This is a genomic window from Mesorhizobium sp. B2-4-12 (assembly GCF_006441575.1).
GTDB lineage: Bacteria > Pseudomonadota > Alphaproteobacteria > Rhizobiales > Rhizobiaceae > Mesorhizobium.
This window is the reverse complement of sequence record NZ_VFVC01000032.1, coordinates 47,559-68,988: the sequence shown is the minus strand read 5'-3', so window position 1 is coordinate 68,988 and position 21,430 is coordinate 47,559. Positions and strand designations below refer to the sequence as shown.

Sequence of the window (21,430 nt, the reverse complement as noted above, 5' to 3'; positions counted from 1 at the left end):
CCTCCACGCCAGGAGGGTGAACGCTTCGGCGATCGCTCTCGGCCTCAGGCCGAACATGACGCCCGAACAGATCGTCGGGCTGACCTGGGACGGATTGAAGAAGTTCGATGGCAAGACGGCGGTCTATATCAGGCCGATGTATTGGGCCGAGCATGGCGGCTACATGGGCGTGCCGGCCGATCCTGCATCGACCCGCTTCTGCCTTTGCCTCTACGAATCGCCGATGATCGCGCCGACCGGCTTTTCCGTGACGGTGTCGCCGTTCCGTCGTCCGACCATCGAAACGATGCCGACCAACGCCAAGGCTGGTTGCCTCTATCCCAACAATGGACGTGCCATCCTCGAAGCCAAGATGCGCGGCTTCGACAATGCGCTGGTGCTGGACATGCTGGGCAACGTCGCCGAGACCGGCAGCTCCAACATCTTCCTGGTCAAGGATGGCCACGTGCTGACGCCGGCGCCGAACGGCACCTTCCTGTCCGGCATCACGCGCTGGCGGACGATGACGTTGCTCGGCGACTATGGCTTCAGGACCACCGAAAAGACGCTGTCGGTGCGCGATTTCCTCGAAGCCGACGAGATCTTTTCGACCGGCAACCATTCCAAAGTGGTGCCGGTCACGCGCATCGAGGATCGCAACCTGCAACCCGGGCCGGTAGCCAAGAAAGCGCGCGAACTCTATTGGGATTGGGCGCATTCAACGCCGGCCAGCTGATCCCCTCCGGCGTTTTGTCGCAACGCGGTTTCGTTTTTGGAAACCGTGTGACAGTTCGCCGGAACCCGCCTAGAACCGGATGATTTCAGGTCGAGTCGACCTGAAATCTGAATCCGTCTCTAAATCAAAAAGTTAGAGCATGATGTCGTCCGAAAACCGCTTCACACTTTTCGGCATCATGCTCTAGAAAGAGCGTCCGGCGCTTCATTTCGGAGTTGTCCGAGCCCGATCCAGACCTATCTTGATCCGGTATCCATACCGGATTTTCATCGAGGGAGTACCGTCCATGGCTTTTGAATTGCCCGCTCTGCCTTACGACTATGAGGCCCTGCAGCCCTACATGTCGAAAGAGACGTTGGAATATCACCACGACAAGCACCACAAGGCCTATGTCGACAACGGCAACAAACTGGCCGCGGAAGCCGGCATGGGCGACCTGTCGGTCGAAGAGGTGGTCAAGCAATCGTTCGGCAAGAACGCCGGCCTCTTCAACAATGCCGCGCAGCACTACAACCATATCCATTTTTGGAAGTGGATGAAGAAAGGCGGCGGCGGCAACAAGCTGCCTGGGGCTCTGCAGAAGGCGGTCGACGGCGATCTCGGCGGCTACGACAAGTTCAAGGCCGACTTCATCGCGGCCGGCACGACGCAGTTCGGTTCGGGCTGGGCCTGGGTTTCGGTCAAGGACGGCAAGCTGGCGATCTCGAAGACGCCGAACGGTGAGAACCCGCTCGTTCATGGCGCCTCGCCGATCCTCGGCGTCGATGTCTGGGAACACTCCTACTACATCGACTATCGCAACGCGCGGCCGAAATATCTTGAGGCCTTCGTCGATAGCCTGATCAACTGGGATCACGTTCTCGAGCTCTACGAAAAGGCCCGCGCATGACGCCGAAAATCGGACACGATTTTCGGAAAGGATCATGCGCAGCATCCTTGGCGCGCCAAGGGCGCGCGGTGCTGTAATAGCCTGATCGATCTTCGGAAAAGCCCCGGCAGCCCGGGGCTTTTCTTTTTCTGCCTCGAGATCCGCGCCAGCAAGGGTCTGGAAAAGTCATCAGGAGGCAAAGGGAATATTCCGTTCGCCACATCCGTTTACGTCGTGTCCCCAAATGCCTTCATCACGGAGCCAATTGAATGAGAAAGCTTATCGTCGCCATTTCCATGCTCGCAGTTGCCGGCTCGGCCGCATTTGCGGACCCGATCCTCGATCGGCAAGCTCTGATGAAGGAACGCGGAAAGATCGTCGGCGGCCTGTCGAAAGTGGTCAAGGGTGAGGAGCCTTTTGATGCCGCTGCCGTACTGGCGCAACTGCAGGCCCTGCAGGCGAATGCGGAAAAGTTCGATGTCGGTGCCCTGTTTCCGGCGGGCAGCGACGCGGGCGATACCACGGCGGCGCCGAAAATCTGGGAAGACATGGCAGGCTTCAAGGCCGCGGAAGACAAATATCTCGCCGACGTCAAGGCGGCAACCGCCGCCACGCCCGCCGATATCGATATATTGAAGACGAAATTCGGTGCCATCGCGTCCAATTGCGGCGCCTGCCACCAGAGCTATCGGGTGAAAAAAGGCTGATAGCGGGCAATGCCCTTCGTCAAAAAACTCGTCGGCGTGCTCATTGCCCTGGGCGGCGTCGGCGCGGTTGCCGGATGGGTCCTCTCGGCGCCCGTGACCCTGGACACGCAGACCCTGGCCAAGCTCGGGCCTGGCGATGCGGCCAGAGGCAAGCGCATCTTCTATGCCGGCGGCTGCACCTCCTGCCATGCAAAGCCGGGTTCACGGGGCGATGCGCGGCTTCAGCTCGTGGGCGGTCTTGAACTGAAGACGGCGTTCGGCATTTTCGTGCCCCCCAACATCTCGCAAGATTCCAAGGACGGTATCGGTGCCTGGTCGTTCGAGGATTTCGCCAATGCGATGCTCAAAGGGGTGTCGCCGTCTGGCGAGCATTTTTATCCGGCCTTTCCCTATGCGTCCTACGCACGCATGAAGTCATCGGACATTGCCGATCTCTATGCTTTCCTGAAGACACTGCCTGCGGTCGCCGGCAAGGCGCCGGGCAATTCGCTCGCTTTCCCCTTCAACATCCGTCGCGGCATCGGCCTGTGGAAACGGCTCTATCTCAGTGACCAGCCGGTCGTTGCCTTGCCCGATGGTGCGCCTGACCCGGTGGTGGCCGGCCGCTACCTGGTCGAAGGGCCGGGCCATTGCGGTGAATGCCACACGCCGCGCGACTTCGCGGGCGGCATCAGGAAAAGTGAATGGCTGGCCGGTGCCGTGGCCGCCGAAGGCAGCGGCGTCGTCCCGAACATCACATCGGGCGAGGGCGGTATCGACAAGTGGTCGGAGGCCGACATTGCCAACTACCTCGAAACCGGTTTCACGCCCAGTTTTGATTCCGTAGGCGGCGCGATGGTCGATGTACAACGCAACATGGCCGAGCTGACAGCGGGGGATCGTGCGGCGATCGCGGCCTACCTCAAGGCGATACCGCCGCATCCAAATGGCTATCCGGCGCGCAAGAAAGCCACGAACTAAAGCGGTTCATCGTTTCAAGGAACGCCGACCCGCTCGATCTCTCTTTTGACGCAATTCCGGACAGAAAACCGCTTCACACCTTTCCTGGGATTGCTTTAGCTAGTTGTCGGATGACGGATGGCGGTCGCCCAGGAAATCGAAGCCCGCCTCGAAGAAATGGTTGTAGTTGCAGGTCAGTTCTTCGCCGGCCGCGATGTCGCGCAGGGCAAAACTCTCCTCGGGCGAGGAGACGTCGCAGTTCGGCTCGTCGGCATGGTTCATGTAGCGAGCGTCGTCGGCTTCGAAGACGATGTAGTTCGGATCGCGCCGGTCTGGATAGGCGTAGCGGTCGAGATAGCTCTTCACCGGCCCGCTTTCGCCTTCATAGGTCTCGACCGCAATGATCCGGTCGAACCTTGGATCCAGTTTCCAGATCAACGTGCCGCGGGCAATAGGGTTCTTGGCAAAAACGCCGATGCCCTGGATGGGCGATTTGTCGAGATACACGTCGACGAGCAGCATAATGGACCCTTGTGCGAGGCGGGCGTCTTGGCCCGGAGAAAACGTGCCTTGGGTAGCGCGAGGCCGCCGCGATTGCGAGCGGAAATGAGCAATGCGGAATTCAAAAAGCCATGATCGCCATCGTTGCGCGTGCGATCGTCAGCAGCGTGGCTGGACTCGGAATAAGGACAAAGCCGAGCAAAAGGACGATGTAAGCTGTCAATGCGGACGGATCGGTCATCGAAGCGTTTGCTCGGCAAGCTGCGCCTTCCCGGTCACCTTCAGCGTGAAGGAATAGGTATAGGCGATCTCCTCCAGGCGGGAAAAGCGGCCCGACGCACCGGCATGGCCGGAATCCATATTGATCTTGAACAGCACCGGATTGTCGCCGCTCTTGCGGTCGCGCAGCCGCGCCACCCATTTGGCCGGCTCCCAATAGGTAACGCGGGGATCGGTGAGGCCGGCGAGCGCCAGGATCGGCGGATAGTCGAGCGCGGCGACATTGTCGTAAGGCGAGTAGGCGGCGATCGTCCGGTAGTCGTCGGCTGACGCGATCGGATTGCCCCATTCCGGCCATTCCGGCGGCGTCAGCGGTAGCGTCGCGTCCAGCATGGTGGTGAGAACGTCGACGAAGGGAACTTCGGCGACGATGCCGCCAAAGCAGTCCGGCGCCATGTTGGCGATGGCGCCCATCAGCATGCCGCCGGCCGAGCCGCCTTGCGCGACGATGCGGTCGTGCGCCGTATAGCGCTCGGCAACGAGGTGGCGCGCACAGGCGATGAAATCGGTGAAGGTGTTCATCTTGTGCGCCCGCTTGCCGTCATCGTACCAGCTGTAACCCTTGTCCTTGCCGCCGCGGACATGGGCAATGGCAAAGACCAGGCCGCGGTCGACCAGCGAGAACCAGTTGGTGTTGAAGGCTGCCGGCACGGTGACGCCGTAGGAGCCGTAACCATAGAGCAGGCAAGGTGCCGATCCATCCAGCGGTGTGTCGCGGTGATGCAGAAGCGAGATCGGCACCAGTTCGCCGTCGGCGGCGGGTGCCATCAGTCGTCTGGTGACGTAATGGTCCGGGTCGTGCCCGGACGGCACGTCCTGCGTCTTGAGCAGCACACGCTCGCGGGTGCGCATGTTGTAGTCGAACACCTGCGACGGCGTCGTCATCGACGAATAGGAAAAGCGCATGATTTCGGTGTCGTATTCATAGGAACCCGAAAGACCGAGCGAAAACGCCTCCTCGTCGAAGGAAATCAGGTGCTCCTCGCCGCTCGCGCGATCGCGCACGACGATGCGCGGCAGGCCCTCCTTGCGCTCGAGCCGGACCATATGATCCGTAAAGCCGATCACCGACAGGATCAGCCGGCCTGGCTCATGCGGCACCAGCTCCAGCCAGTTGGCGCGGACCGGATCGCTTGCCGGCGCCGTCATGATCTTGAAGTCCTTCGCGCCATCGGCATTGGTCAGGATGAAGAAGATGTCGCCGCCTTCTTCCAACTCGTACTGAAGACCGGTCTCGCGCGCCGAAACCAGCTTGGGTTCGGCAAACGGATCGCTGGCGCTCAACAGGCGATATTCCGAGGTCTCGTGATCGTTGATACCGATCATGATCCATTGGTTGTTACGGGTGCCGTCGACATTCATAAAGAAGCCGGGATCGCTTTCCTCATAGATCAGGCGGTCGTTTTCAGGGGCCTGCCCCAATGCATGGAACAACACCTTCGACGGCCGGTGGTTGGAGTCGAGACGCGTGTAGAAGAAACCGTCATTGCCCGCGTCCCACACACCCGAACCGCCGGTGGCGGCAATCTGGTCCGCCAGGTCCTTGCCATCGGCAAGATCGCGCACGCGCAGTGTGTAGAATTCAGAGCCCTTGTCGTCGAACGCCCACAAGAGCTTGCGGTGATCGGCCGAATGGTCGACGCCGCCAAGCCGGAAATAGGCCTTGCCCTCGGCTTCTGCGTCACCGTCAAGCAGGATCTGTTCTGCGCCGCCGTCGCGCGGCATGCGGAAATAGCGCGGCTGCTCGCCGCCGAGCTTGAAGGAAGAACCATAGGCATAAGGTCCGTCCTTCATCGGCACGGAGGAATCGTCTTCCTTGATGCGGCCTTTCATCTCCTTAAAAAGCTGCTTTTGCAGGTCGACCGTGTCTGCCATCAGCTTCGACTGGTAGGCGTTCTCGGCTTCGAGTTCGACACGGATCGCGCCATCGAGCAAGGAAGGATCCCTGAACATCTCCTGCCAGTTGTCGGCCCTCAGCCAGGCATATTCATCGGTTCGCGTGATGCCGTGATGCGTGTCGAAAACCGGCCTTTTCTCGGGTGTTGGCGGGGTGACGATCGGAAATCGGGGGAGCTTGGTCATTGCGTCTCGCTCTGGAAGTATTCTTGAAACCTGTTCGATATCGCCAACCAACCAGCATTGGGCAGCAGGCGGTTCGTTATCGCTGGCGTGAGGTCTGGCACGATCCGGTCAGGAAAGGCAACTTCGTCACCGTCCGGCCCTATGGCAAGTGCCCCGTGTTGATCGACCGGCATCGGTTGGCCCTGAGGCAGGCGGCGGACAGACATCGTAAGTTTGCTTCCGCAAGAAAAATCGATGGCAACCTGCGGTTTCGTGAAAAGATATGAACAACCAAGTTTGTCGGCGCGATGGCCAAGCAAACCGGAGCATTGAATGCCCGATCTGTGAGTTATCGCGAATGTAACGGTGCACTGACGCCACGTCAGCCCTTGCCGATCTGGCGGGCGAAATATCGAAAAATTACGCGATGCACGAAAGATTGAAGCTGATCCGGGAATAGTTGATCAACATCCCTGAATATAATGCAAAGAGCGAATTGACTTACTTGGTCCATGGTCGCATTGATATGCTCGCGACACGAATCGCAGAAGCTCTACCTGCACAAAATTCGCGCGATGCCCTACCTGTAAAAAAGGGCGTAGACCGACGTAACTCTTGTTGGGGCCTGAAGACCATGGATATTGTCGAAACACCTTCCAGAAACAATGATGCGCTGATCGAGCTGACCGCCGATGTGGTGGCCGCTTATGTCAGCAACAATCCCGTGCCGGTCGGCGAACTGCCGAACCTTATATCGGATGTGCATGCCGCTCTCGGGCGTGTGGGTGGAACCGCCGAACAGCCTCCTGCCGACAAGCAGAAGCCGGCCGTAAACCCGAAGCGCTCGGTTCACGACGACTACATTGTCTGTCTTGAAGACGGTAAGAAGTTCAAGTCGCTGAAGCGTCACCTGATGACCCATTATGATCTGACGCCGGACCAGTACCGCGAAAAGTGGAACCTTGACCCGAGCTACCCGATGGTTGCCCCGAATTACGCGGCGGCCCGCTCGCAGCTCGCCAAGAAGATGGGCCTTGGCCGCAAGCGCAAGGCGCGGTAACCCGCTCCTCGCAGACTGACATCAACGGCGCCTTCGGGCGCCGTTTGACTTTGCGGGACGGCCGCATGGTACAGGATCAAGCTTGTCAGGCTGTCCGTTCGAGTGCCATCTCGGCATCGCGCTTGATGCGCTTGACCATAGAGCGAAGACCATTGGCGCGCTGGGGCGACAGGTGCTCGTCCAGCCCAAGCGCCTTCAGCGTCGCTTCCGCATCGGTTTTCTGGATTTCGCTGGCGGACCTTCCGGAAAACAGCGCCAGCATGATCGCGACCAGCCCGCGCACGATATGGGCGTCCGAATCGCCCGTGAAGGTGATGACTGGATCACTGCCCGGTCCCCGCTCGGTGGTCAGCCAGACCTGACTGACGCAACCTGGCACCTTGTTGGCGGCATTGCGCTCCTCGTCGGGAAATGGAGGCAGCGCTTCGCCGAGCTCGATCACGTAACGATAGCGGTCCTCCCACTCGTCAAGGAAGGAAAAGTCGTCTCGGATCGTCTGGATCGTGGTCGTCATCACCCGGATATAGTCACGCGGCGGCGTCGCGTCACGGAAAAAACAGGGACACCGCGGGCGTCGAGAGGGCAGACGGTCCGCGATGCGCCGTCGAGGCGGCTTAATTCCTTACTGGCAGGTTGACGGTCTCCGGCAGGACGATTTCGTCCGCCACGCTGCCGGTCGTCGTCGAGGTATCGGGACCGGCGGGCTTGTCGTCCAGCATGGCGGCGGCGATCTTGGCGGTCTCCTTGGCGCGTGCCGTGATGGTGTGCATGGCCGACTTGCCGGTTTCGCAGACATCGGGCTTGCGCTCGCAGATGCCGGCGATGTCGCCCACCGCGTCACGTGCCGCAAACAAGGCCTGGATCGGCCCGACGCTTTCCTGCCCCGGCTCGTCGGAACCGACGCTCAGCGGCAGCGCCAGCAGCACCAATGAAAACCAGAAAGCCATTCTTATCAGAAAGAACATGCCTTGCCTCTTGTCGTGACCGGATCATGCGTCACATGGCATGACCTCTTTTATGGGCAGGATCTTGGCATACGGCCACAAAGGACGGCTTGCAGGTTAGACGAAAATTTTCCTCAAATTTTAGGCAAATTCGAAACGAAGCGTTTTGCCGTGGATTTGTTTCACATCGGGTCGATTTTCGTTACCCTCTGATAACCATTTATCGGATTGTTTCCATTGTGGTTTTGTTGAATTCAGGCGGTTCTCTTCCCGCCGATGGTCCGCTGCCGCCAGGCGTTCCCGGATAACTCTCCATTTACTATGGCGGCATTTGCCCGGGTTTTCGACCGTCGCCATCCCGATATTTGCCGCGGGCCAGGCTTTGGTCGCCCCTGCCTTATCCATTCCTTAAACGCTGGATGCGAGTTTCAGAGCCAACCAAGATAATCTGCAAAAGCAGAGCTGTTCACGACGAGTGCGAGTGCGTTGAGTTGATGCCGATCAAGGCCAGATACGCTGAATTGCCCGGCGCGATTGCCGCCGGTTGCGAACGTATGGTCCATCCCTCCCTTCTCGAACAAAGCGACCGCGAGCGCCAGCGCCGGTTCATTGGCGTCATGCTGGCCGCGCCGTTCTTCGCCGCCGGTGCCGCGGTCACGCTGGTTACGTCAGGCATGGGCGCCGCCGTGACCATCGCCGCCATCTTCGCGGCCTTCGGTCTGTGCTGGTTCGTCGCCTTGCTGGTGGCGGCGACCGGAAGGATGGTCGCGGCAGCACGGATCGCGCTGGTGATGGCGTCTGTTGCACTTGGCGGTCTCATCGCCGCCGCCGGCGGTTTGAGCTCACCTGTCGCCATGCTTGCCGTGGCGCTGCCATTCGAGGCCTGGTGGATCGGCGCCACGCGGCGTGCGGCACTTTTTGGGGCTGTGGCGGCCATCGCAGCCATTGCCCTTCAGCCTCTGGCCGCGGCCTTCTTGCCATTCGCGGGCGCGCAGATCGCCGCCTGGCATTGGCTGGTCCCGCTGGCCTGGGCGCTGACGCTTGTCCCGCGCATGTCGGCTTTTCCTGATCGCGTCGGTGCGGCCGATGCGGTGGATAGCGGCGAGCGGCTGGAAGACATTATCGATGCGATGGTCCTGCGCGTCGCCCGCCACGGCGAGGTCCTGGATGCGTCCGCCAAGGCGCGCACCCTTTTGAAACTGCCGCCTGAACTGCTTTCGGGAACCGGCTTCTTCGACCGCGTCCATCTGTCGGATCGGGTCTCCTATCTCAGCGCCCTAGCCGACATGCGTGATGGCGCCCTGTCGCGCCGCGTCGAACTGCGCGTCAGGCTGCCCCAGAACGGCAACGGCCAAAATGACAACCGCCTGACGGCCGACAACTATCGGCCGTTCTTGCTCGAGCTGGTGCGCGGCGAGGAACAGAGCGACGTCTTCACGCTTGTCCTGCGCGAGAACGACGAGACCGCCCGGCTGCGCGAAGACCTCGCGCAAGCCAATGAGGCCGCCGCCGCCGCCGAGGTGGCCAAGGGGCGGTTCCTGGCGGTGGTCAGCCACGAACTGCGCACGCCGCTGAATGCCATCATCGGCTTCTCCGACATGCTGCTGCATGAGATGTTCGGCGCCTTCAAGGATCCGCGCCAGAAGGAATATGTCGGACTTGTGCGGGATTCGGGCCAGCATCTGCTGGCCGTCGTGACCTCCATTCTCGACGTATCGAGGATCGAATCGGGGGCCTACGCGACGGAGCCGGAGCCCTTCCGGTTCATGGAGGCCGTCGAAATGTGCCAGTCCATGATGCGGCTGCAGGCGCAAGCCAAGAACATCCACCTGCAGACGCAGATCGCACCCGACGCGGGCGACATCAATGCCGATCGCCGCGCCGTGCAGCAGATCCTTATCAACCTCGTCTCCAATGCGATCAAGTTCACGCCCGATAGCGGCGATGTCGTCGTCGGCGCCAAGCGGATCGGCTCGCGTCTGCATTTCTGGGTCAGGGACACCGGCATCGGCATTGCGGAGGAGGATTTCGCCAATCTCGGCAAGCCCTTCATGCAGATCCAGAACGACTATACGCGCCGGTTCGAGGGGACCGGCCTTGGCCTGTCGCTGGTGAAGGGGCTGGTGGCGCTGCACGAAGGCACGATGTCGATCGAAAGCATGCCGGGCGAGGGCACCACGGTGACCATCAGCCTGCCGGTCAATGGGCCGAAGGGGCGCCCGATGAACCAGGCAGGGGTGCTGACGATGCCGGTGACGAGGGCGAAAGGGGACGGAAATGGCTCGCTCCGCAAAACAGGCTAAAGCGGTCAAACGCCGCAGCAACGCCTTTCAGGACGGCGCCATTGCCATTGGCGGGATGATTTCGCGCAATCCTGTCCTGGTGGGCGGATCGACGGCATTCCTGGTGACGCTGTTTTATGTCTCGGCGAACGCGCTGTGGTATCAGCCCTTCCCGCATGCCGGGGCATTCTTCGCCACCCGCAACTTCCAGGGTTTTCCGCATACCGCCGACGAGCCGGAGACCACGATCAATATCGTTCGGCCAAATTCGGCGCCCGCACCGATGAAGGGCGATCCGGTGGTCGAGCAGGTGCAAGGCATATTGAAGGACCTCGACTTCTATCCCGGCACGGTCGACGGGATTTCCGGCCCCAACACGCGCAAGGCCATACAGGCCTATCAGCAGAAGGTCGGTCTCAACGCTTCCGGCGAGATCGACGCGTTGCTGCTGGATCAACTGGGCGCAACGCCGAAGACCGCTTCCGTGCCCAAACCGCAGCCGCGTCCCGACATGCCACCGGCCGCCGTTCCGGTATCCTTGCAGACGGGCGGCGAACAGACCAACGCCGCATTGCAGGGGCCTGATCCCCGCATCGTCAAGATCCAGGCGGGTCTGAAAGCCTTCGGCAATGACGACATGCAACTCGACGGCAAGGTCGGCGCCCGCACCAAGGCGGCGATCAAGGAGTTCCAGTCGCTGTTCGGGCTGCCGCAGACCGGCGAGCCCGACGAGATCGTCTACGTCAAGATGCGCGAGATCGGCCTCACCAATTGAGCTCCGACCGACAAGGCCCGAAACGACCGCTCGCCCAGCGAGGGAAATATAGATAGATAACTCCGCCACGCTTTGCGGAGTTCTCATGCGCGTCACATCGGATCTGTGGGTCTCGGCCCTGTTGCGCCGGGTTTTCGGCGCCGGCGGATTTGCGGCCGTGGTCAATCGCGGCGCGACCGAGGCCGGCGCTGTTTTCGTGCTGGCGCGGGGCCGGCTGGGTGAAATGGCCCTCTACGGGCCGGCGCCACAGACAAGTTACGATTCGGCCAAGCCGGACGACCGCTTCTTCAGCCTCCTTGCCGCGGGTGATGATCCAGCCGTGCTCGATACCCGTCTTGAAAGGGAAAAGAAATTCGATCCCGACATCTGGGTGGTCGAGATCGAGGCCGGCACTGTTCCCGTCGAGGAGCTTATTTCCGTGAAGACGCCCTGAGGCCGGGAGCCTCGGCTTTGTCGCTGTTCGAGGCCTTGCGGCGGTCGCTGTTTGCCGGCGCGCCTTCGCGCACCATCTTGGACACCGCTTCGGCTTTCCATGCCCGCACCCTGTCCAGAGCCACGTCACGATGCAGCAGACGGTAGCGGTCGAGATAGGTGCGGATGGCCTGCGGATGCGGGAACAGGCTGGGATAGACGGCGACCGTGATCAGAAATGCCCGGTCTTCGCTCAGATCGAGCGAGCGCAGCGCCTCAAGCAGCGGGGCATAGTTCTGGTTGGCAGTCAGCGATCGCGCGGTCGAGAAATCCATATCGAGGGCATCGGCGAGCGCCGTCTGGAAGAACGCGGCGTTTCCCGTCAGCGCGGTTTCGCGCAGCTTGACATAGGTATCCGAGCCGGGAAACGCATCGACCTTCGCCGCCAATGCTTCGTCGCCGGTGCGCATCATGGAGCGCAGCCTGCGCCGCGCATTCTCTGCGGCAATGCCGGGGGACTGTTTCGCGTGGTGTTCGGCCGCTTCCGCATTCACGGCTGCGACGGTTGGCGGCGTAGGGATATGCGCCTCCGGATCCCGCACCCGCACCAATGTCGGCCTTTCGAGCGCCCTGATCAGATCGGCGATGGTCGGGTTCAGGTCCCTGCGGCGCGCGATGGCCCGGGCGTGCGGCAGCCCATGCCGGCCGATCAGCGCGATCAGGTCGATATCGCTGACGGCACGCGAGCGGATGAGCAACGGCGCGGCGATGTCGACCGGCTCCTCGCACAGGCGACGCACCAGCGCGGCCGGCGCATATTCGCATTCGGAGAGGGCGGCTGCCACATAGCGTCGCGATTCGACCGACACCTCGTCGAACAAAGGCAGCGTCAAATCCTCGAGCTGGCCGATCTCGCGGCGCGACGGACGGGTAAGCGAGCAGAACGCCGACACCGCGGCGCGGAACAGCCTCTCGGCCTTTCCCGATTCCGTTCGTATCGCGATTTGCCTGGAGTCCGAAGATGACACGAAGGATACGCCTGATAACAGATACACAGTCTTGATTATGCTCAACCGGGAACGCGTCGGTTTAGCGATTGCCTCGGTCAGAACTTTCTGACCTGCGAACAAAGATCAAGTTAGCGGCGATCCGTTAGCGCTCCGTTAACCCTCTGCCGGCCTTAATGATATTTGGAGGCGTTGCGTTGTGCTCCGGGGAAACCGAGAGGAATGCGCGAACCATGGGCATGGTACTGTGTTTCGTGCCGCGTGCGGCACCAACCAATCGAGCCAAGCGAACCACCGAAATACCGGCGGCGGTGATCATCTTTCCCGGCATCCGTTATGAACGGTCCAATGCCGGGGAAGCGCGGCCAGCCGGGCCCGACAAGCCGGGGACGCCACGGACGCCGGCGCCGCATCACTGAGCTTTGCGAAAGCTGCGGCCTCGCCTGTCACGCTGGCCACGATCATGGCCTAGAAATCCTGCAGCTCGCAGGAACTCTGATCGAGAAAGCGTGACACGATCGGCTTCCAGCTGGCGTCCGGCACGAAGCTGCGGATGACGAAGATGCCTTCGTCTATGGGCGCTTCGACGAAGATCGCACCCTGCAGATTTTCGGGCAGGTCCCTGCGCACGTCGATCATCTGCGCCGGCGTCAGCACGACGGCATCCAGCTTGCCGCCCGTCGCCGTATGGTCGTTGAAGGAATAGACATTGTGGCCATTGCGGTCATAGACCGACACCGACCAGAAGGGCACGTTTCCCGGCGCCTTGATCCGGACCATGCCTTCCTCGAGGTCGAAACGGCAGGCCGCGGCATAAAACAGCGGATCGACCGATTTCACCACCGGCGCGCCGCCCGCCTCCGCATCGAGCCGGTTCATCCTGTAGAGGTCCGAGGCCATCGACAGTCGCGACCAGGCGTCGCGTTCGGAAAACTCGGGCACCAGAAGCAGCACGACGATGTGCACGATGCCGGCGCCGACGAGGCCGAGCAGGACGGCATGGAAAAGACGGCGTAGTGCGGCCCGGAAATTACGCATCACAGCCGGCCTTCACGATCCTGGGCAGCGAAACGTCCGACAAGCCGGTGCTGCTGGCGATCGGTGTGTCGTAGAAGGTCAGGACGAAATACATCCTTCCGGAACCGTTGGTCAAAAGCCAGTTGCCGGGCATCGGGTGATGGCCGACCGAAATGATCACCGAATTGTCGGGCTTGCGCAGCACCTCATAGGACTGAAGCGCGGCAAGTCTCGGTTTGCCGGTCTCGACGACGCCGAGCGATTGATCGGCGGCATAGAGTGTCCAGAACCGGGCGGTCGGAAATCCGCCCTCGATCTTGTAGGCGCATTCCCGCTTGAGCTGGTTGCCGGCGGCATCATCCTCCGCGACGAAGGACAGGCCCTCGGCGCGGCCGAGCGCAAGCACGCCCTCGCGCGCCACGCGCGCCTTGGAGTAGGGATCGGCGGCCGGGGTGCCGATGTCGGGGAAGGCGGTCCATTGGCCGATCCTGATCGCGCCGACGCCGTCCTGGACCTTCAGCGCATACCATACGCTGGCGCCCCCGCCGCCAATGGCTATGGCAAGCGAAAGCAGCATCAGGAAGGCGTTCTTGAGCATGAAGAGCCGGGTGCATGAAGGATTGCCGTTCGGGGATATCGCGACGCGGGGCCTCGTGGCAAGCGGGCGTGATGGATTTGCCAGTTCGCCTCGCCGGCGCTCGAGTCGATGTCACAGCGCCGAAAGCGTTTCGGGCGCGGGGGGTGCGTCGAGCTTGGGTGCCGCCTGGAACAGCTGCGTCATGTCCCTCAGCGTCTGCGTGGTCCGGCTGGACAGCACTGGCGGCCTCTCGGCGGCGTCGTCGGCCGCGGCCTGGTCCTCGCTCTTCTTCTGCGCTTCTGCCGCCTTGGCCGCGGTCTCCTCGTCGACGAATGGTTTGTCGATGCCGGGTATCGGCTTCAGGTCGATGTTCTGGTGCGCGTAGACCATCAGGCGCTGCCACACCATCGCCGGCAGCGAGCCGCCGGTCATGTTCTTGGTCGGGGTGAAATCGTCGTTGCCCAGCCACACCGCCGCCGTGTAATTGCCGGTGAAGCCGACAAACCAGGCGTCGCGATAGGATTGCGTGGTGCCGGTCTTGCCGGCGACGACGATGTTGGGAATTTGCGCGCGCCGCGCCGTGCCCATCACCGGCACGGCCGCCAGCATGGTATTCATGGATTTCAGCGCCTGCTCCGAGAGCACCCGGTGCGGCGGTGGCGCGTCCTTGGTCCAGTCATACACCACTTCGCCGGTGCGGGTGACGAGCTGGGTGATGCCGTGCCGGGAACCGACGAAGCCGTTCTGGGCGAACACGCTGTAGCCTGTCGCCTGGTCCATCACGGTCATGCCCGAGGTGCCGAGCACCATCGTCTTGTGCCCCTCGAGAGGGGACTCTACCCCCATGGCCTCGGCCATCGCCTTGATCGGAGCGATGCCGAGATGGTCCTTGGCCAGCCGCACCGGCACCGTGTTGATCGACTTGGCCATCGCCATCAGCAGCGTGATGTTGCCCGCCGACTCGCCGCTGTAATTGTGCGGCGACCAGTTGCCCCAGCTGATCGGGCCACCTGAGATGACGGAGTTGGGCGTGAAGCCATGCTCCATCGCCGTGGCGTAGACATAGGGCTTGAACGACGAGCCGGTCTGGCGCAGCGCCTTGGTGGCCCGGTTGAACTGGCTGGCGCCGTAGTCGCGGCCACCCACTATGGCGCGGACCGCGCCATTGGTCTCGATGACCACCACGGCGCCCTCGGTGACGTTATACTCCTTGCCGAACTGGCGTAGGTGGAACTCGACCGACTCTTCCGCCGCCTTCTGGATGTTGGCATCGAAGGTGGTGTGCGCCACCAGCGAGTGCTGGCCGGGCTTGGCGATCTTCTTGACCTCGTCAAAGGCCCAGTCGAGGAAATAGTCGGGGCTCTTCTGTTCGCCGCGGTCGACGACGTCGGCCGGATGCAGCCTTGCCTGCAGCACCTGGCCCTCGGTCATGAAGCCGGAATCGACGAGGTTGGACAGAACCACATTGGCGCGGGCGCGCGCTGCCGGCAGGTTGATGTGCGGCGCGTATTTGGTCGGCGCCTTGAACAGGCCGGCCAGCATCGCCGCCTCGGCGAGGTTCAGGTCCTTGACGCTCTTGCCGAAATAGAAGTCCGCCGCCGCCTCGATGCCGAATGTGCCGCCGCCCATATAGGCGCGGTCGAGGTAGAGCTGCAGGATTTCCTTCTTCGACAGATTGGCCTCGAGCCACAGCGACAGGAAGGCTTCCTTGATCTTGCGCTCGAACGTGCGCTCATTGGTCAGGAACAGGTTCTTGGCCAATTGCTGGGTAATGCTGGAACCGCCCTGGACGACAGAGTTCGCCCGCACGTTCTCGAAGATCGCGCGCGACAGGCCGAGCACGTCGATGCCGTAATGGTCGAAGAAGCGACGATCCTCGGTGGCAAGCACCGCCTTGATGACATGATCGGGCATCTCGTCGACCGGTACGGAATCGCGCTGGATGATGCCGCGCTGGCCGATCTCGTTGCCGTAACGGTCGAGAAAGGTGACGGCGAAGTCGCCCTGGGCGCGCCAGTCGCCGGCCGTATCCTGGAAAGCCGGAATGGCCAGCGCCAGCATCACCACCATGCCGCCGGCGCCAAGCGTGAAGCCCTCGCTCAAAAGTTCGATGATGCCGCGGCGCCAGCCCTTCAGCCGGAAGCGCCGCGAGAAGATCGTCGCTGCTTCCCAGAACTGGCGCGCCTTGAAGCCGATCTCATAGAGGGAGGAATCGAGCCATGCGTCCAGCGCCAGAAGGCGGGAGGCGATCGGACCTCTTCTCTTGCGCGGTTCAGGACGGACCATTCAAAAACCCGGCTCGGCTGTGACGCGACCTGAAAACCGCAAGCGGGCAATTTCAGGGCGGCGCCCTGTCCCGACTATTCGTCCATTTTGCGCACGCTCACAAGGGCGGCGAGGACACAGCTGCAAGGTTTATCGATGGAAAGGGCAGGGCAGCTGCCAAGCGGAGCGCCCGCCCGCCAGATTCTCGATCCGGCGGGCGGGCGTGGTTCTGCCGTTGCCGGGCTGTCAGGCCGCTTCGCGCTTCAGCGCCTGTGCCATGCAATGGATGCCGCCGCCAGTCTTGGAGATTTCGCTCATGTCGACGGCCGCGACCTCGAAGCCACGCGCCTTGAGCTGGGCGATCAACGTCTTGCTGGAGGTCGGCGCGATCACCCGGTCCTTGCCGAGTGACATGAAGTTGCAGCCGAGCGCCATCGTGTCCTGGAAGGGAACGTCGATGATCTCGTGGCCCTTGCCCTTCAGCCAGTCGACAATGCCGGGCTCGGTGCAGGCCAGGCACACCGCGGTGAGCTTCTCGGCGATCGGCACCACCATCAGGTCGATATGGACGTAGTATTCGTCGATGAAGGCGATGCGCGTCTCCCAGCCTTCCCTGTCGAACCAGGCCTGCACCTGGCGCGCGCCTTCCTCCTGGGTGCGGGCGCCGCCGCAGCCGATCAGCACCACGCCGTCCTCGATGACGTTGAAGTCGCCGCCCTCGAAGGTGCCGGCGGTGACCATGTCGTAGATCGGGATGCCGAGCTTTTCATAGGTGCGGATGGCGGCGTAGTTCTCGCCGCGCCGCCACCAATTGGCCATGGCGGTGATGATCGCGCCATAGGGCGTCATGACGCTGGAATCACGGGAATAGACCTGCATCGGCAGCTCCGGCGTCGGCTCGTGCCAGTGGATGTTGACGCCGAAATGCTCATAGGCGGCAACCAGATCCTTGTGCTGGGCCTGCGCGATCTGGATGTTGCACGGCGCTTCGCGCAAATGCTTGCGCGACAGCGAGCTGGTCGACAGATGACGCAGGAAATTCGGCGAGCCGAGCAGAACGTCGGTCAGCACATCGGTTTCGTTGGCGAAGCCCCAGACGGTCAACGGCTTGGTGCCGCCGGCCGGATTGCGGCGCTGCAGCGAAAACGGTTCGGCGACGATGCGGTCATGAACGGTCATGGGGTTCTCCTCGTGCGTTCTCAAGAGTGGATCGGGTCATGCATTGCTTGGGATCCACCAGTCGCGGCCGCGCGCCGTGGTGACATATTCCGGCCAGCGGAAATTGGTCGGCGGTTCGTAGTCGCAGAGCGGCGCGATCCAGTTCGCGCCACCAACACCGCCGCCGGTGCGGGTGGTAAATTCGTTCATCGCCTTGTCGCGGGCGGCTTTGTCCTCGAGCAGGCGGAGCGCCGCCAAAGCCACCGTCTTGGCCGCGCAGGTGACCATGGGGTCGATCGTCGCCGGAATGCCGCCCAGCGCATTCATCACCCAGGCCGGATAGGGGTGGCCATCTGCCGAACGCAGGGCCGGTCGGGCGACGTAGAACCGCGCTGTCGGCGCATGCCAGCTCATGTCCGTGTAGTCGTCGGAGGTCGAATTGACCTGTGATGGCGGCAGGTCGCGGCGCAGGATTGCCTCGGCTTGCCTGGGGTCGACCAAGCGCTCCAGCTCATCGATGAACGGATTCTCGGTCGCGGTGCCGCCGGCATTGACCTGGATCTCGCGCGCGATCGCCCTGGCGGCCTCGTCCCAGCGTGGCGGACCGACCGTCGACAACGCATCATAGGCGATCTCGGCCATGGCGTGATTAGCCAGCCCTGGGCGCGACTTCGACACCCAATGCCGCTCGTAGCGGCAGCCGCTGATCGCGGCCGCAGCCTGCGCATTGCGGTCGAGCACGGCGGTGACCTGTTCGGCCATGCCGATGGTCGGCACGCGGATCATGTACTGGATCTCGGCCAGCCCCGCCGGCAGATTGTCGGCGGTGGCCTGGCCCGCGGTCAGGATCGCCTCGCTGATCGACCAGCCACCCTGGTGCGGCAGCATGGAGTCGCGCAGTGCCTTGGAGGCCATGTACATCGTCATCAGCGCGTCGTTGGCGCCGGGGGCGCGGACCGCCGAATGCGCCTGCGGGATCGGTGCGCCGTCGCCTGCGGCGCGTGCCCAATTCTGAGGCTCGTCGCAGATGAAACGGTAGATCATGGCGTAGGCCGCGCCGCAATGCGTGTCCCAGCGGGCCGTGTTGCAGAGCGGCAGCATGTAGAAGGGATGGAAGGATATCATGCCGGCAAGGCCATCATAGTAGCCCCTGGCTGCGTGGATCGGCTTCGACCCTCGCACTTTCTCGGCCGGCTCGCCGGTGAAGCGCAGCGTGCCTGGAATGCCGTGTCGCTGCATGGCGGCCTTGGTGGCAAGCAGGCCACCGAGGTTTGCCATGCCGAGCCCTGAATGCGGGTCGGTGTGCCCGCCGGCCTCGACGCCAAGGCCGGGCCGGGGCTGCTTGACCGTCATCGCATCCTGGCAGTTGCCGGGCACGGCGTCATATTCGGCATACATGCCGATCGTCGGTCCGGCGCCGTTCGTCCAATGGGCGCAGAACGCGGTCGGCATGCCGCCCGAGCCTTCCTCGACGGAAAAGCCCTCATGCTTCAGCCGCGCCACATACCAGGCGGCCGACTGGTATTCGCGCCAGGCGGTTTCGCCGAAATCGAAGATCGTGCGCGTCCAGGCCGACAGCAGCGGCTGGATGCTGTCGATGCAAACGAGCGCGGTTTCTTGTGGTGACGTCGTCACGGATTTCTCCATGGGGCCAAGAAAGCAGTGAAGCGGCTTATCAAAAAGTGATATGTTTTCCCGGCTCGTGCAAATTCGGTTCACCTGAGGTCCCTTTGCGAATACCTTCGACGCAGGCGCTACGCGCCTTGGACAGCTTCGCCCGTCACGGCAGCATGTGGCGCGCCGCCGACGAACTCTGTTTGACCCGCAGCGCCGTCTCGCATCAGCTTCGGCTGCTGGAACGCGACCTCGGCTTCGATCTGCTGCAGCGCATCGGCAAGGGCGTGGCGTTGACGCCGCGCGGCCAGCGCTACGCCGCCGACGTGCGCAAGGCGCTGACAGTGCTCGGCGACGCGGGCACGCAAAACAGCGGCGCAGGCGTCGGCGGCTCCTTCGCCATCTCCTGCCCGCCGGGCTTCGCCTCGATGTTCCTGTGCTCCCATATCGGCGAGTTCCAGCAGATGTATCCCGACGTTGCGCTCTCGGTGCTGACGCCGCGGCGGCTCGACGACGTCAGCAATGCGGAAGCGGACGCCTTCATCGCCTTCGGCGTCGGCAACTGGCCGAACCGATCGGTGGAGCTGCTGTGCGAAGTCTTCTTCACGCCGCTCTGCAGCCCGACGCTGCTCAACAAGGTCGGCGGCTTTTCCAAACCCGCCGACGTGCTGCGCGCCAACCTGCTCCATCTCGGCGACACCGAGGACTGGGCGCGCTGGTTGGCGTTGTCCAAGGTGGAAAACCCCGACACCGAAGGCGGCATCTTCTTTTCCGACATGAACCTCGTGTTCTCGGCGGCGGTTGCCGGCCAAGGTATTGCCATGGGTGACGAACTGACCGGCCGCCGGGCACTGAGCGAAGGCCGGCTGGTCAAGCCGTTCGAGGCGTCGGTCCCCTCGCCGCGGTCCTACTATCTGGTCTTCGAGCACGCCAAGGCCGGCCATCCGGTGCTCAATGCCTTCAGCGACTGGCTCAGGGCGAAGCTGTCGGAAAACAGACTGGCGAAATATTGAGGCGGGGCGTTGAAACCGCCGACCGCCACCCGCCCATCTACCAGACGTGAATCAAATTTGCCGATCAGGCGAAAACTATTCGGTTGCGGTGAGCCGCGCGCCTGCCTACGATTTCATCCGGGACTGAGGAAGAGGCAGGATGCAGCAACCCGGCCGGGCGGCGGAAATCAAGGCGAACGGGATCGGCAAGAGCTTCGGCTCGTTCCGGGCGCTGGACAATTTGACGCTCGATATCGGTCGCGGCGAGTTCCTGACGTTGCTCGGCCCCTCCGGCTCGGGCAAGACCACCTTCCTGATGATCCTGGCCGGCTTCGTGCAGCCGACCGAGGGCAGGCTTTTCAGCGACGGCACCGACATCACCGATCGTCCGGCCGAACAGCGCGCCGCCGGCATGGTGTTCCAGGGCTACGCGCTGTTCCCGCACATGAGCGTGGAGCAGAACATCGCTTTCCCGCTCAAGGTTCGCAAGAAATCAGCTGCCGAGATCAAGAAGCGCGTCGGGGAGATGATCGAGCGCGTCGGTCTGGTCGGTCACGAGAAGAAATTGCCCGCGCAGCTCTCCGGCGGCCAGCAGCAGCGCGTGGCGCTTGCCCGCGCACTGGTGTTCGAGCCGGGCGTGCTCCTGCTCGACGAGCCGTTTTCCGCCCTGGACAAGAGCTTGCGCGGCCAGATGCAGGCCGAGATGAAGCGCCTGCATCAGGAAACCGGCACCACGTTCGTTTTCGTCACCCACGACCAGAGCGAGGCGCTGGCGCTGTCGTCGCGCGTCGCCATCTTCAACCACGGTAAATTGCTGCAGGTCGGCGCGCCGGACGAGGTCTATGACCGGCCGGCCAACCGCTTCGTCGCCGAATTCCTCGGCGAGATCAATATGTTGCCGCTGAAAGGCGTGCGCCGAGCCGACAACGGCGCCACCGGCCTGTGCGAGGACCGCGCCGTCAGCCTGCGCGGCAACCCCGGTTCCGTCGGTGGGAACGCCATACTGGCGATCCGGCCTGAATACATGTCCATCGCCTGCGAGGCTTCGGCCGGTGAGAACGGCGTCGCCGCGACAGCAACCAACTCGACCTATCTCGGCGCCGCGACGCGGCTCGATCTGACGACAAGGCAAGGCGCCAAGGTCACGGTGTCGGTACCCAATGAAGTCGCCGCCGCCGCGCTCAGCAAAGGCAATTCCGTGTGGCTGACCTGGCCGGCGGAAAAGGGTTTCCTCCTTCCGGACGGAGGGCAATGACGA

General features: G+C 62.7%; 23 protein-coding genes. 12 read left to right on the top strand and 11 right to left on the bottom strand.

What is annotated here, in order from left to right:
• From FJ934_RS18990 to FJ934_RS18975, 4 genes are all read left to right on the top strand, one after another.
• A partial coding sequence (locus tag FJ934_RS18990) for a branched-chain amino acid aminotransferase (RefSeq protein ID WP_140611254.1) occupies positions 1 to 715 on the top strand: 715 nt, incomplete at its 5' end.
• 286 nt (positions 716 to 1,001) lie between these two features.
• Positions 1,002 to 1,604: a superoxide dismutase gene (locus FJ934_RS18985; protein WP_140611252.1), complete on the top strand. Its 603-nt coding sequence runs from the start codon at positions 1,002 to 1,004 to the stop codon at positions 1,602 to 1,604.
• Positions 1,605 to 1,852: 248 nt separating this feature from the next.
• Positions 1,853 to 2,290 (top strand): cytochrome c, encoded by a 438-nt coding sequence (locus FJ934_RS18980; RefSeq protein WP_140611250.1) that lies wholly within the window; start codon positions 1,853 to 1,855, stop codon positions 2,288 to 2,290.
• Between the two features lie 9 nt (positions 2,291 to 2,299).
• Positions 2,300 to 3,250, top strand: coding sequence for a cytochrome c (locus FJ934_RS18975; protein ID WP_140611248.1), 951 nt, complete (start codon positions 2,300 to 2,302; stop codon positions 3,248 to 3,250).
• A gap of 99 nt (positions 3,251 to 3,349) precedes the next feature.
• Here FJ934_RS18975 and FJ934_RS18970 read toward each other — a convergent pair whose 3' ends face one another.
• Together FJ934_RS18970 and FJ934_RS18965 are read right to left on the bottom strand one after the other, a co-directional pair.
• Positions 3,350 to 3,751: an SET domain-containing protein-lysine N-methyltransferase gene (locus FJ934_RS18970; RefSeq protein ID WP_140611246.1), complete on the bottom strand. Its 402-nt coding sequence runs from the start codon at positions 3,749 to 3,751 to the stop codon at positions 3,350 to 3,352.
• A gap of 216 nt (positions 3,752 to 3,967) precedes the next feature.
• Positions 3,968 to 6,091 carry a S9 family peptidase gene (locus tag FJ934_RS18965; RefSeq protein WP_140611244.1) on the bottom strand — a complete coding sequence of 708 codons (2,124 nt, stop codon included), beginning with the start codon at positions 6,089 to 6,091 and terminating at the stop codon, positions 3,968 to 3,970.
• On the opposite strand from FJ934_RS18965, the gene FJ934_RS28060 reads away from it, so the two are divergent.
• Together FJ934_RS28060 and FJ934_RS18955 are read left to right on the top strand one after the other, a co-directional pair.
• Positions 6,091 to 6,357, top strand: coding sequence for a hypothetical protein (locus FJ934_RS28060; protein ID WP_181165682.1), 267 nt, complete (start codon positions 6,091 to 6,093; stop codon positions 6,355 to 6,357). The genes FJ934_RS18965 and FJ934_RS28060 overlap by 1 nt on opposite strands.
• A gap of 347 nt (positions 6,358 to 6,704) precedes the next feature.
• Positions 6,705 to 7,130, top strand: coding sequence for a MucR family transcriptional regulator (locus FJ934_RS18955; protein WP_010915014.1), 426 nt, complete (start codon positions 6,705 to 6,707; stop codon positions 7,128 to 7,130).
• 85 nt (positions 7,131 to 7,215) lie between these two features.
• On the opposite strand, the gene FJ934_RS18950 is transcribed toward FJ934_RS18955, so the two are convergent.
• From FJ934_RS18950 to FJ934_RS18940, 3 genes are all read right to left on the bottom strand, one after another.
• Positions 7,216 to 7,644, bottom strand: coding sequence for a SufE family protein (locus FJ934_RS18950; RefSeq protein ID WP_140611242.1), 429 nt, complete (start codon positions 7,642 to 7,644; stop codon positions 7,216 to 7,218).
• A gap of 100 nt (positions 7,645 to 7,744) precedes the next feature.
• Positions 7,745 to 8,095 carry a DUF5330 domain-containing protein gene (locus FJ934_RS18945; protein ID WP_140611240.1) on the bottom strand — a complete coding sequence of 117 codons (351 nt, stop codon included), beginning with the start codon at positions 8,093 to 8,095 and terminating at the stop codon, positions 7,745 to 7,747.
• A gap of 120 nt (positions 8,096 to 8,215) precedes the next feature.
• A complete protein-coding gene (locus tag FJ934_RS18940) occupies positions 8,216 to 8,431 on the bottom strand; it encodes a hypothetical protein (RefSeq protein ID WP_140611238.1) in 216 nt (71 codons plus the stop codon).
• A gap of 197 nt (positions 8,432 to 8,628) precedes the next feature.
• On the opposite strand from FJ934_RS18940, the gene FJ934_RS18935 reads away from it, so the two are divergent.
• The 3 genes from FJ934_RS18935 (at position 8,629) to FJ934_RS18925 (ending at position 11,564) form a co-directional block, all read left to right on the top strand.
• Positions 8,629 to 10,377: a HAMP domain-containing sensor histidine kinase gene (locus tag FJ934_RS18935; protein WP_140611236.1), complete on the top strand. Its 1,749-nt coding sequence runs from the start codon at positions 8,629 to 8,631 to the stop codon at positions 10,375 to 10,377.
• Positions 10,352 to 11,131 carry a peptidoglycan-binding protein gene (locus FJ934_RS18930; protein WP_140611234.1) on the top strand — a complete coding sequence of 260 codons (780 nt, stop codon included), beginning with the start codon at positions 10,352 to 10,354 and terminating at the stop codon, positions 11,129 to 11,131. The genes FJ934_RS18935 and FJ934_RS18930 overlap by 26 nt, the downstream gene beginning before the upstream one ends.
• A gap of 85 nt (positions 11,132 to 11,216) precedes the next feature.
• On the top strand, positions 11,217 to 11,564 hold the full coding sequence (locus FJ934_RS18925; protein WP_140611233.1) for a DUF1491 family protein: 348 nt from the start codon (positions 11,217 to 11,219) through the stop codon (positions 11,562 to 11,564).
• Here the strand turns inward: FJ934_RS18925 and FJ934_RS18920 are convergent.
• Positions 11,542 to 12,570: a hypothetical protein gene (locus FJ934_RS18920; protein ID WP_140611231.1), complete on the bottom strand. Its 1,029-nt coding sequence runs from the start codon at positions 12,568 to 12,570 to the stop codon at positions 11,542 to 11,544. The two genes, FJ934_RS18925 and FJ934_RS18920, sit on opposite strands and share 23 nt — an antisense overlap.
• A gap of 212 nt (positions 12,571 to 12,782) precedes the next feature.
• Between FJ934_RS18920 and FJ934_RS18915 the strand changes: the two genes are divergently transcribed.
• Positions 12,783 to 12,968, top strand: a complete 186-nt coding sequence (locus tag FJ934_RS18915) for a hypothetical protein (protein ID WP_140611229.1) — start codon at positions 12,783 to 12,785, stop codon at positions 12,966 to 12,968.
• A gap of 49 nt (positions 12,969 to 13,017) precedes the next feature.
• On the opposite strand, the gene FJ934_RS18910 is transcribed toward FJ934_RS18915, so the two are convergent.
• From FJ934_RS18910 to FJ934_RS18890, 5 genes are all read right to left on the bottom strand, one after another.
• Positions 13,018 to 13,587, bottom strand: a complete 570-nt coding sequence (locus FJ934_RS18910) for a DUF1254 domain-containing protein (protein ID WP_140611227.1) — start codon at positions 13,585 to 13,587, stop codon at positions 13,018 to 13,020.
• Entirely contained in the window at positions 13,580 to 14,164 is a 585-nt protein-coding gene (locus FJ934_RS18905; RefSeq protein ID WP_140611225.1) for a DUF1214 domain-containing protein, read from the bottom strand. Before FJ934_RS18905 ends, FJ934_RS18910 begins: the two co-directional genes overlap by 8 nt.
• Positions 14,165 to 14,275: 111 nt before the next feature.
• Entirely contained in the window at positions 14,276 to 16,429 is a 2,154-nt protein-coding gene (locus tag FJ934_RS18900; protein WP_140611223.1) for a penicillin-binding protein 1A, read from the bottom strand.
• 225 nt (positions 16,430 to 16,654) lie between these two features.
• Positions 16,655 to 17,587: a dimethylarginine dimethylaminohydrolase family protein gene (locus tag FJ934_RS18895; protein ID WP_140611221.1), complete on the bottom strand. Its 933-nt coding sequence runs from the start codon at positions 17,585 to 17,587 to the stop codon at positions 16,655 to 16,657.
• Positions 17,588 to 17,623: 36 nt separating this feature from the next.
• Positions 17,624 to 19,213, bottom strand: a complete 1,590-nt coding sequence (locus tag FJ934_RS18890) for an amidohydrolase (protein WP_181165680.1) — start codon at positions 19,211 to 19,213, stop codon at positions 17,624 to 17,626.
• Between the two features lie 83 nt (positions 19,214 to 19,296).
• On the opposite strand from FJ934_RS18890, the gene FJ934_RS18885 reads away from it, so the two are divergent.
• Both FJ934_RS18885 and FJ934_RS18880 read left to right on the top strand, forming a co-directional pair.
• Positions 19,297 to 20,193 carry a LysR substrate-binding domain-containing protein gene (locus FJ934_RS18885; RefSeq protein WP_140611217.1) on the top strand — a complete coding sequence of 299 codons (897 nt, stop codon included), beginning with the start codon at positions 19,297 to 19,299 and terminating at the stop codon, positions 20,191 to 20,193.
• A gap of 139 nt (positions 20,194 to 20,332) precedes the next feature.
• On the top strand, positions 20,333 to 21,427 hold the full coding sequence (locus FJ934_RS18880) for an ABC transporter ATP-binding protein (RefSeq protein WP_140611215.1): 1,095 nt from the start codon (positions 20,333 to 20,335) through the stop codon (positions 21,425 to 21,427).
• The last annotated feature ends 3 nt before the right edge of the window (positions 21,428 to 21,430 follow it).

Bases quoted from the DNA above. Each gene is read 5' to 3' on its own strand.
- FJ934_RS18985 (WP_140611252.1), top strand. From the start codon at position 1,002: ATGGCTTTTGAATTGCCCGCTCTGCCTTACGACTATGAGGCCCTGCAG.
- FJ934_RS18980 (WP_140611250.1), top strand. From the start codon at position 1,853: ATGAGAAAGCTTATCGTCGCCATTTCCATGCTCGCAGTTGCCGGCTCG.
- FJ934_RS18975 (WP_140611248.1), top strand. From the start codon at position 2,300: ATGCCCTTCGTCAAAAAACTCGTCGGCGTGCTCATTGCCCTGGGCGGC.
- FJ934_RS18970 (WP_140611246.1), bottom strand. From the start codon at position 3,751: ATGCTGCTCGTCGACGTGTATCTCGACAAATCGCCCATCCAGGGCATC.
- FJ934_RS18965 (WP_140611244.1), bottom strand. From the start codon at position 6,091: ATGACCAAGCTCCCCCGATTTCCGATCGTCACCCCGCCAACACCCGAG.
- FJ934_RS18955 (WP_010915014.1), top strand. From the start codon at position 6,705: ATGGATATTGTCGAAACACCTTCCAGAAACAATGATGCGCTGATCGAG.
- FJ934_RS18950 (WP_140611242.1), bottom strand. From the start codon at position 7,644: ATGACGACCACGATCCAGACGATCCGAGACGACTTTTCCTTCCTTGAC.
- FJ934_RS18945 (WP_140611240.1), bottom strand. From the start codon at position 8,095: ATGTTCTTTCTGATAAGAATGGCTTTCTGGTTTTCATTGGTGCTGCTG.
- FJ934_RS18940 (WP_140611238.1), bottom strand. From the start codon at position 8,431: ATGGCGACGGTCGAAAACCCGGGCAAATGCCGCCATAGTAAATGGAGA.
- FJ934_RS18935 (WP_140611236.1), top strand. From the start codon at position 8,629: ATGGTCCATCCCTCCCTTCTCGAACAAAGCGACCGCGAGCGCCAGCGC.
- FJ934_RS18930 (WP_140611234.1), top strand. From the start codon at position 10,352: ATGGCTCGCTCCGCAAAACAGGCTAAAGCGGTCAAACGCCGCAGCAAC.
- FJ934_RS18925 (WP_140611233.1), top strand. From the start codon at position 11,217: ATGCGCGTCACATCGGATCTGTGGGTCTCGGCCCTGTTGCGCCGGGTT.
- FJ934_RS18915 (WP_140611229.1), top strand. From the start codon at position 12,783: ATGGGCATGGTACTGTGTTTCGTGCCGCGTGCGGCACCAACCAATCGA.
- FJ934_RS18910 (WP_140611227.1), bottom strand. From the start codon at position 13,587: ATGCGTAATTTCCGGGCCGCACTACGCCGTCTTTTCCATGCCGTCCTG.
- FJ934_RS18905 (WP_140611225.1), bottom strand. From the start codon at position 14,164: ATGCTCAAGAACGCCTTCCTGATGCTGCTTTCGCTTGCCATAGCCATT.
- FJ934_RS18900 (WP_140611223.1), bottom strand. From the start codon at position 16,429: ATGGTCCGTCCTGAACCGCGCAAGAGAAGAGGTCCGATCGCCTCCCGC.
- FJ934_RS18895 (WP_140611221.1), bottom strand. From the start codon at position 17,587: ATGACCGTTCATGACCGCATCGTCGCCGAACCGTTTTCGCTGCAGCGC.
- FJ934_RS18890 (WP_181165680.1), bottom strand. From the start codon at position 19,213: ATGGAGAAATCCGTGACGACGTCACCACAAGAAACCGCGCTCGTTTGC.
- FJ934_RS18880 (WP_140611215.1), top strand. From the start codon at position 20,333: ATGCAGCAACCCGGCCGGGCGGCGGAAATCAAGGCGAACGGGATCGGC.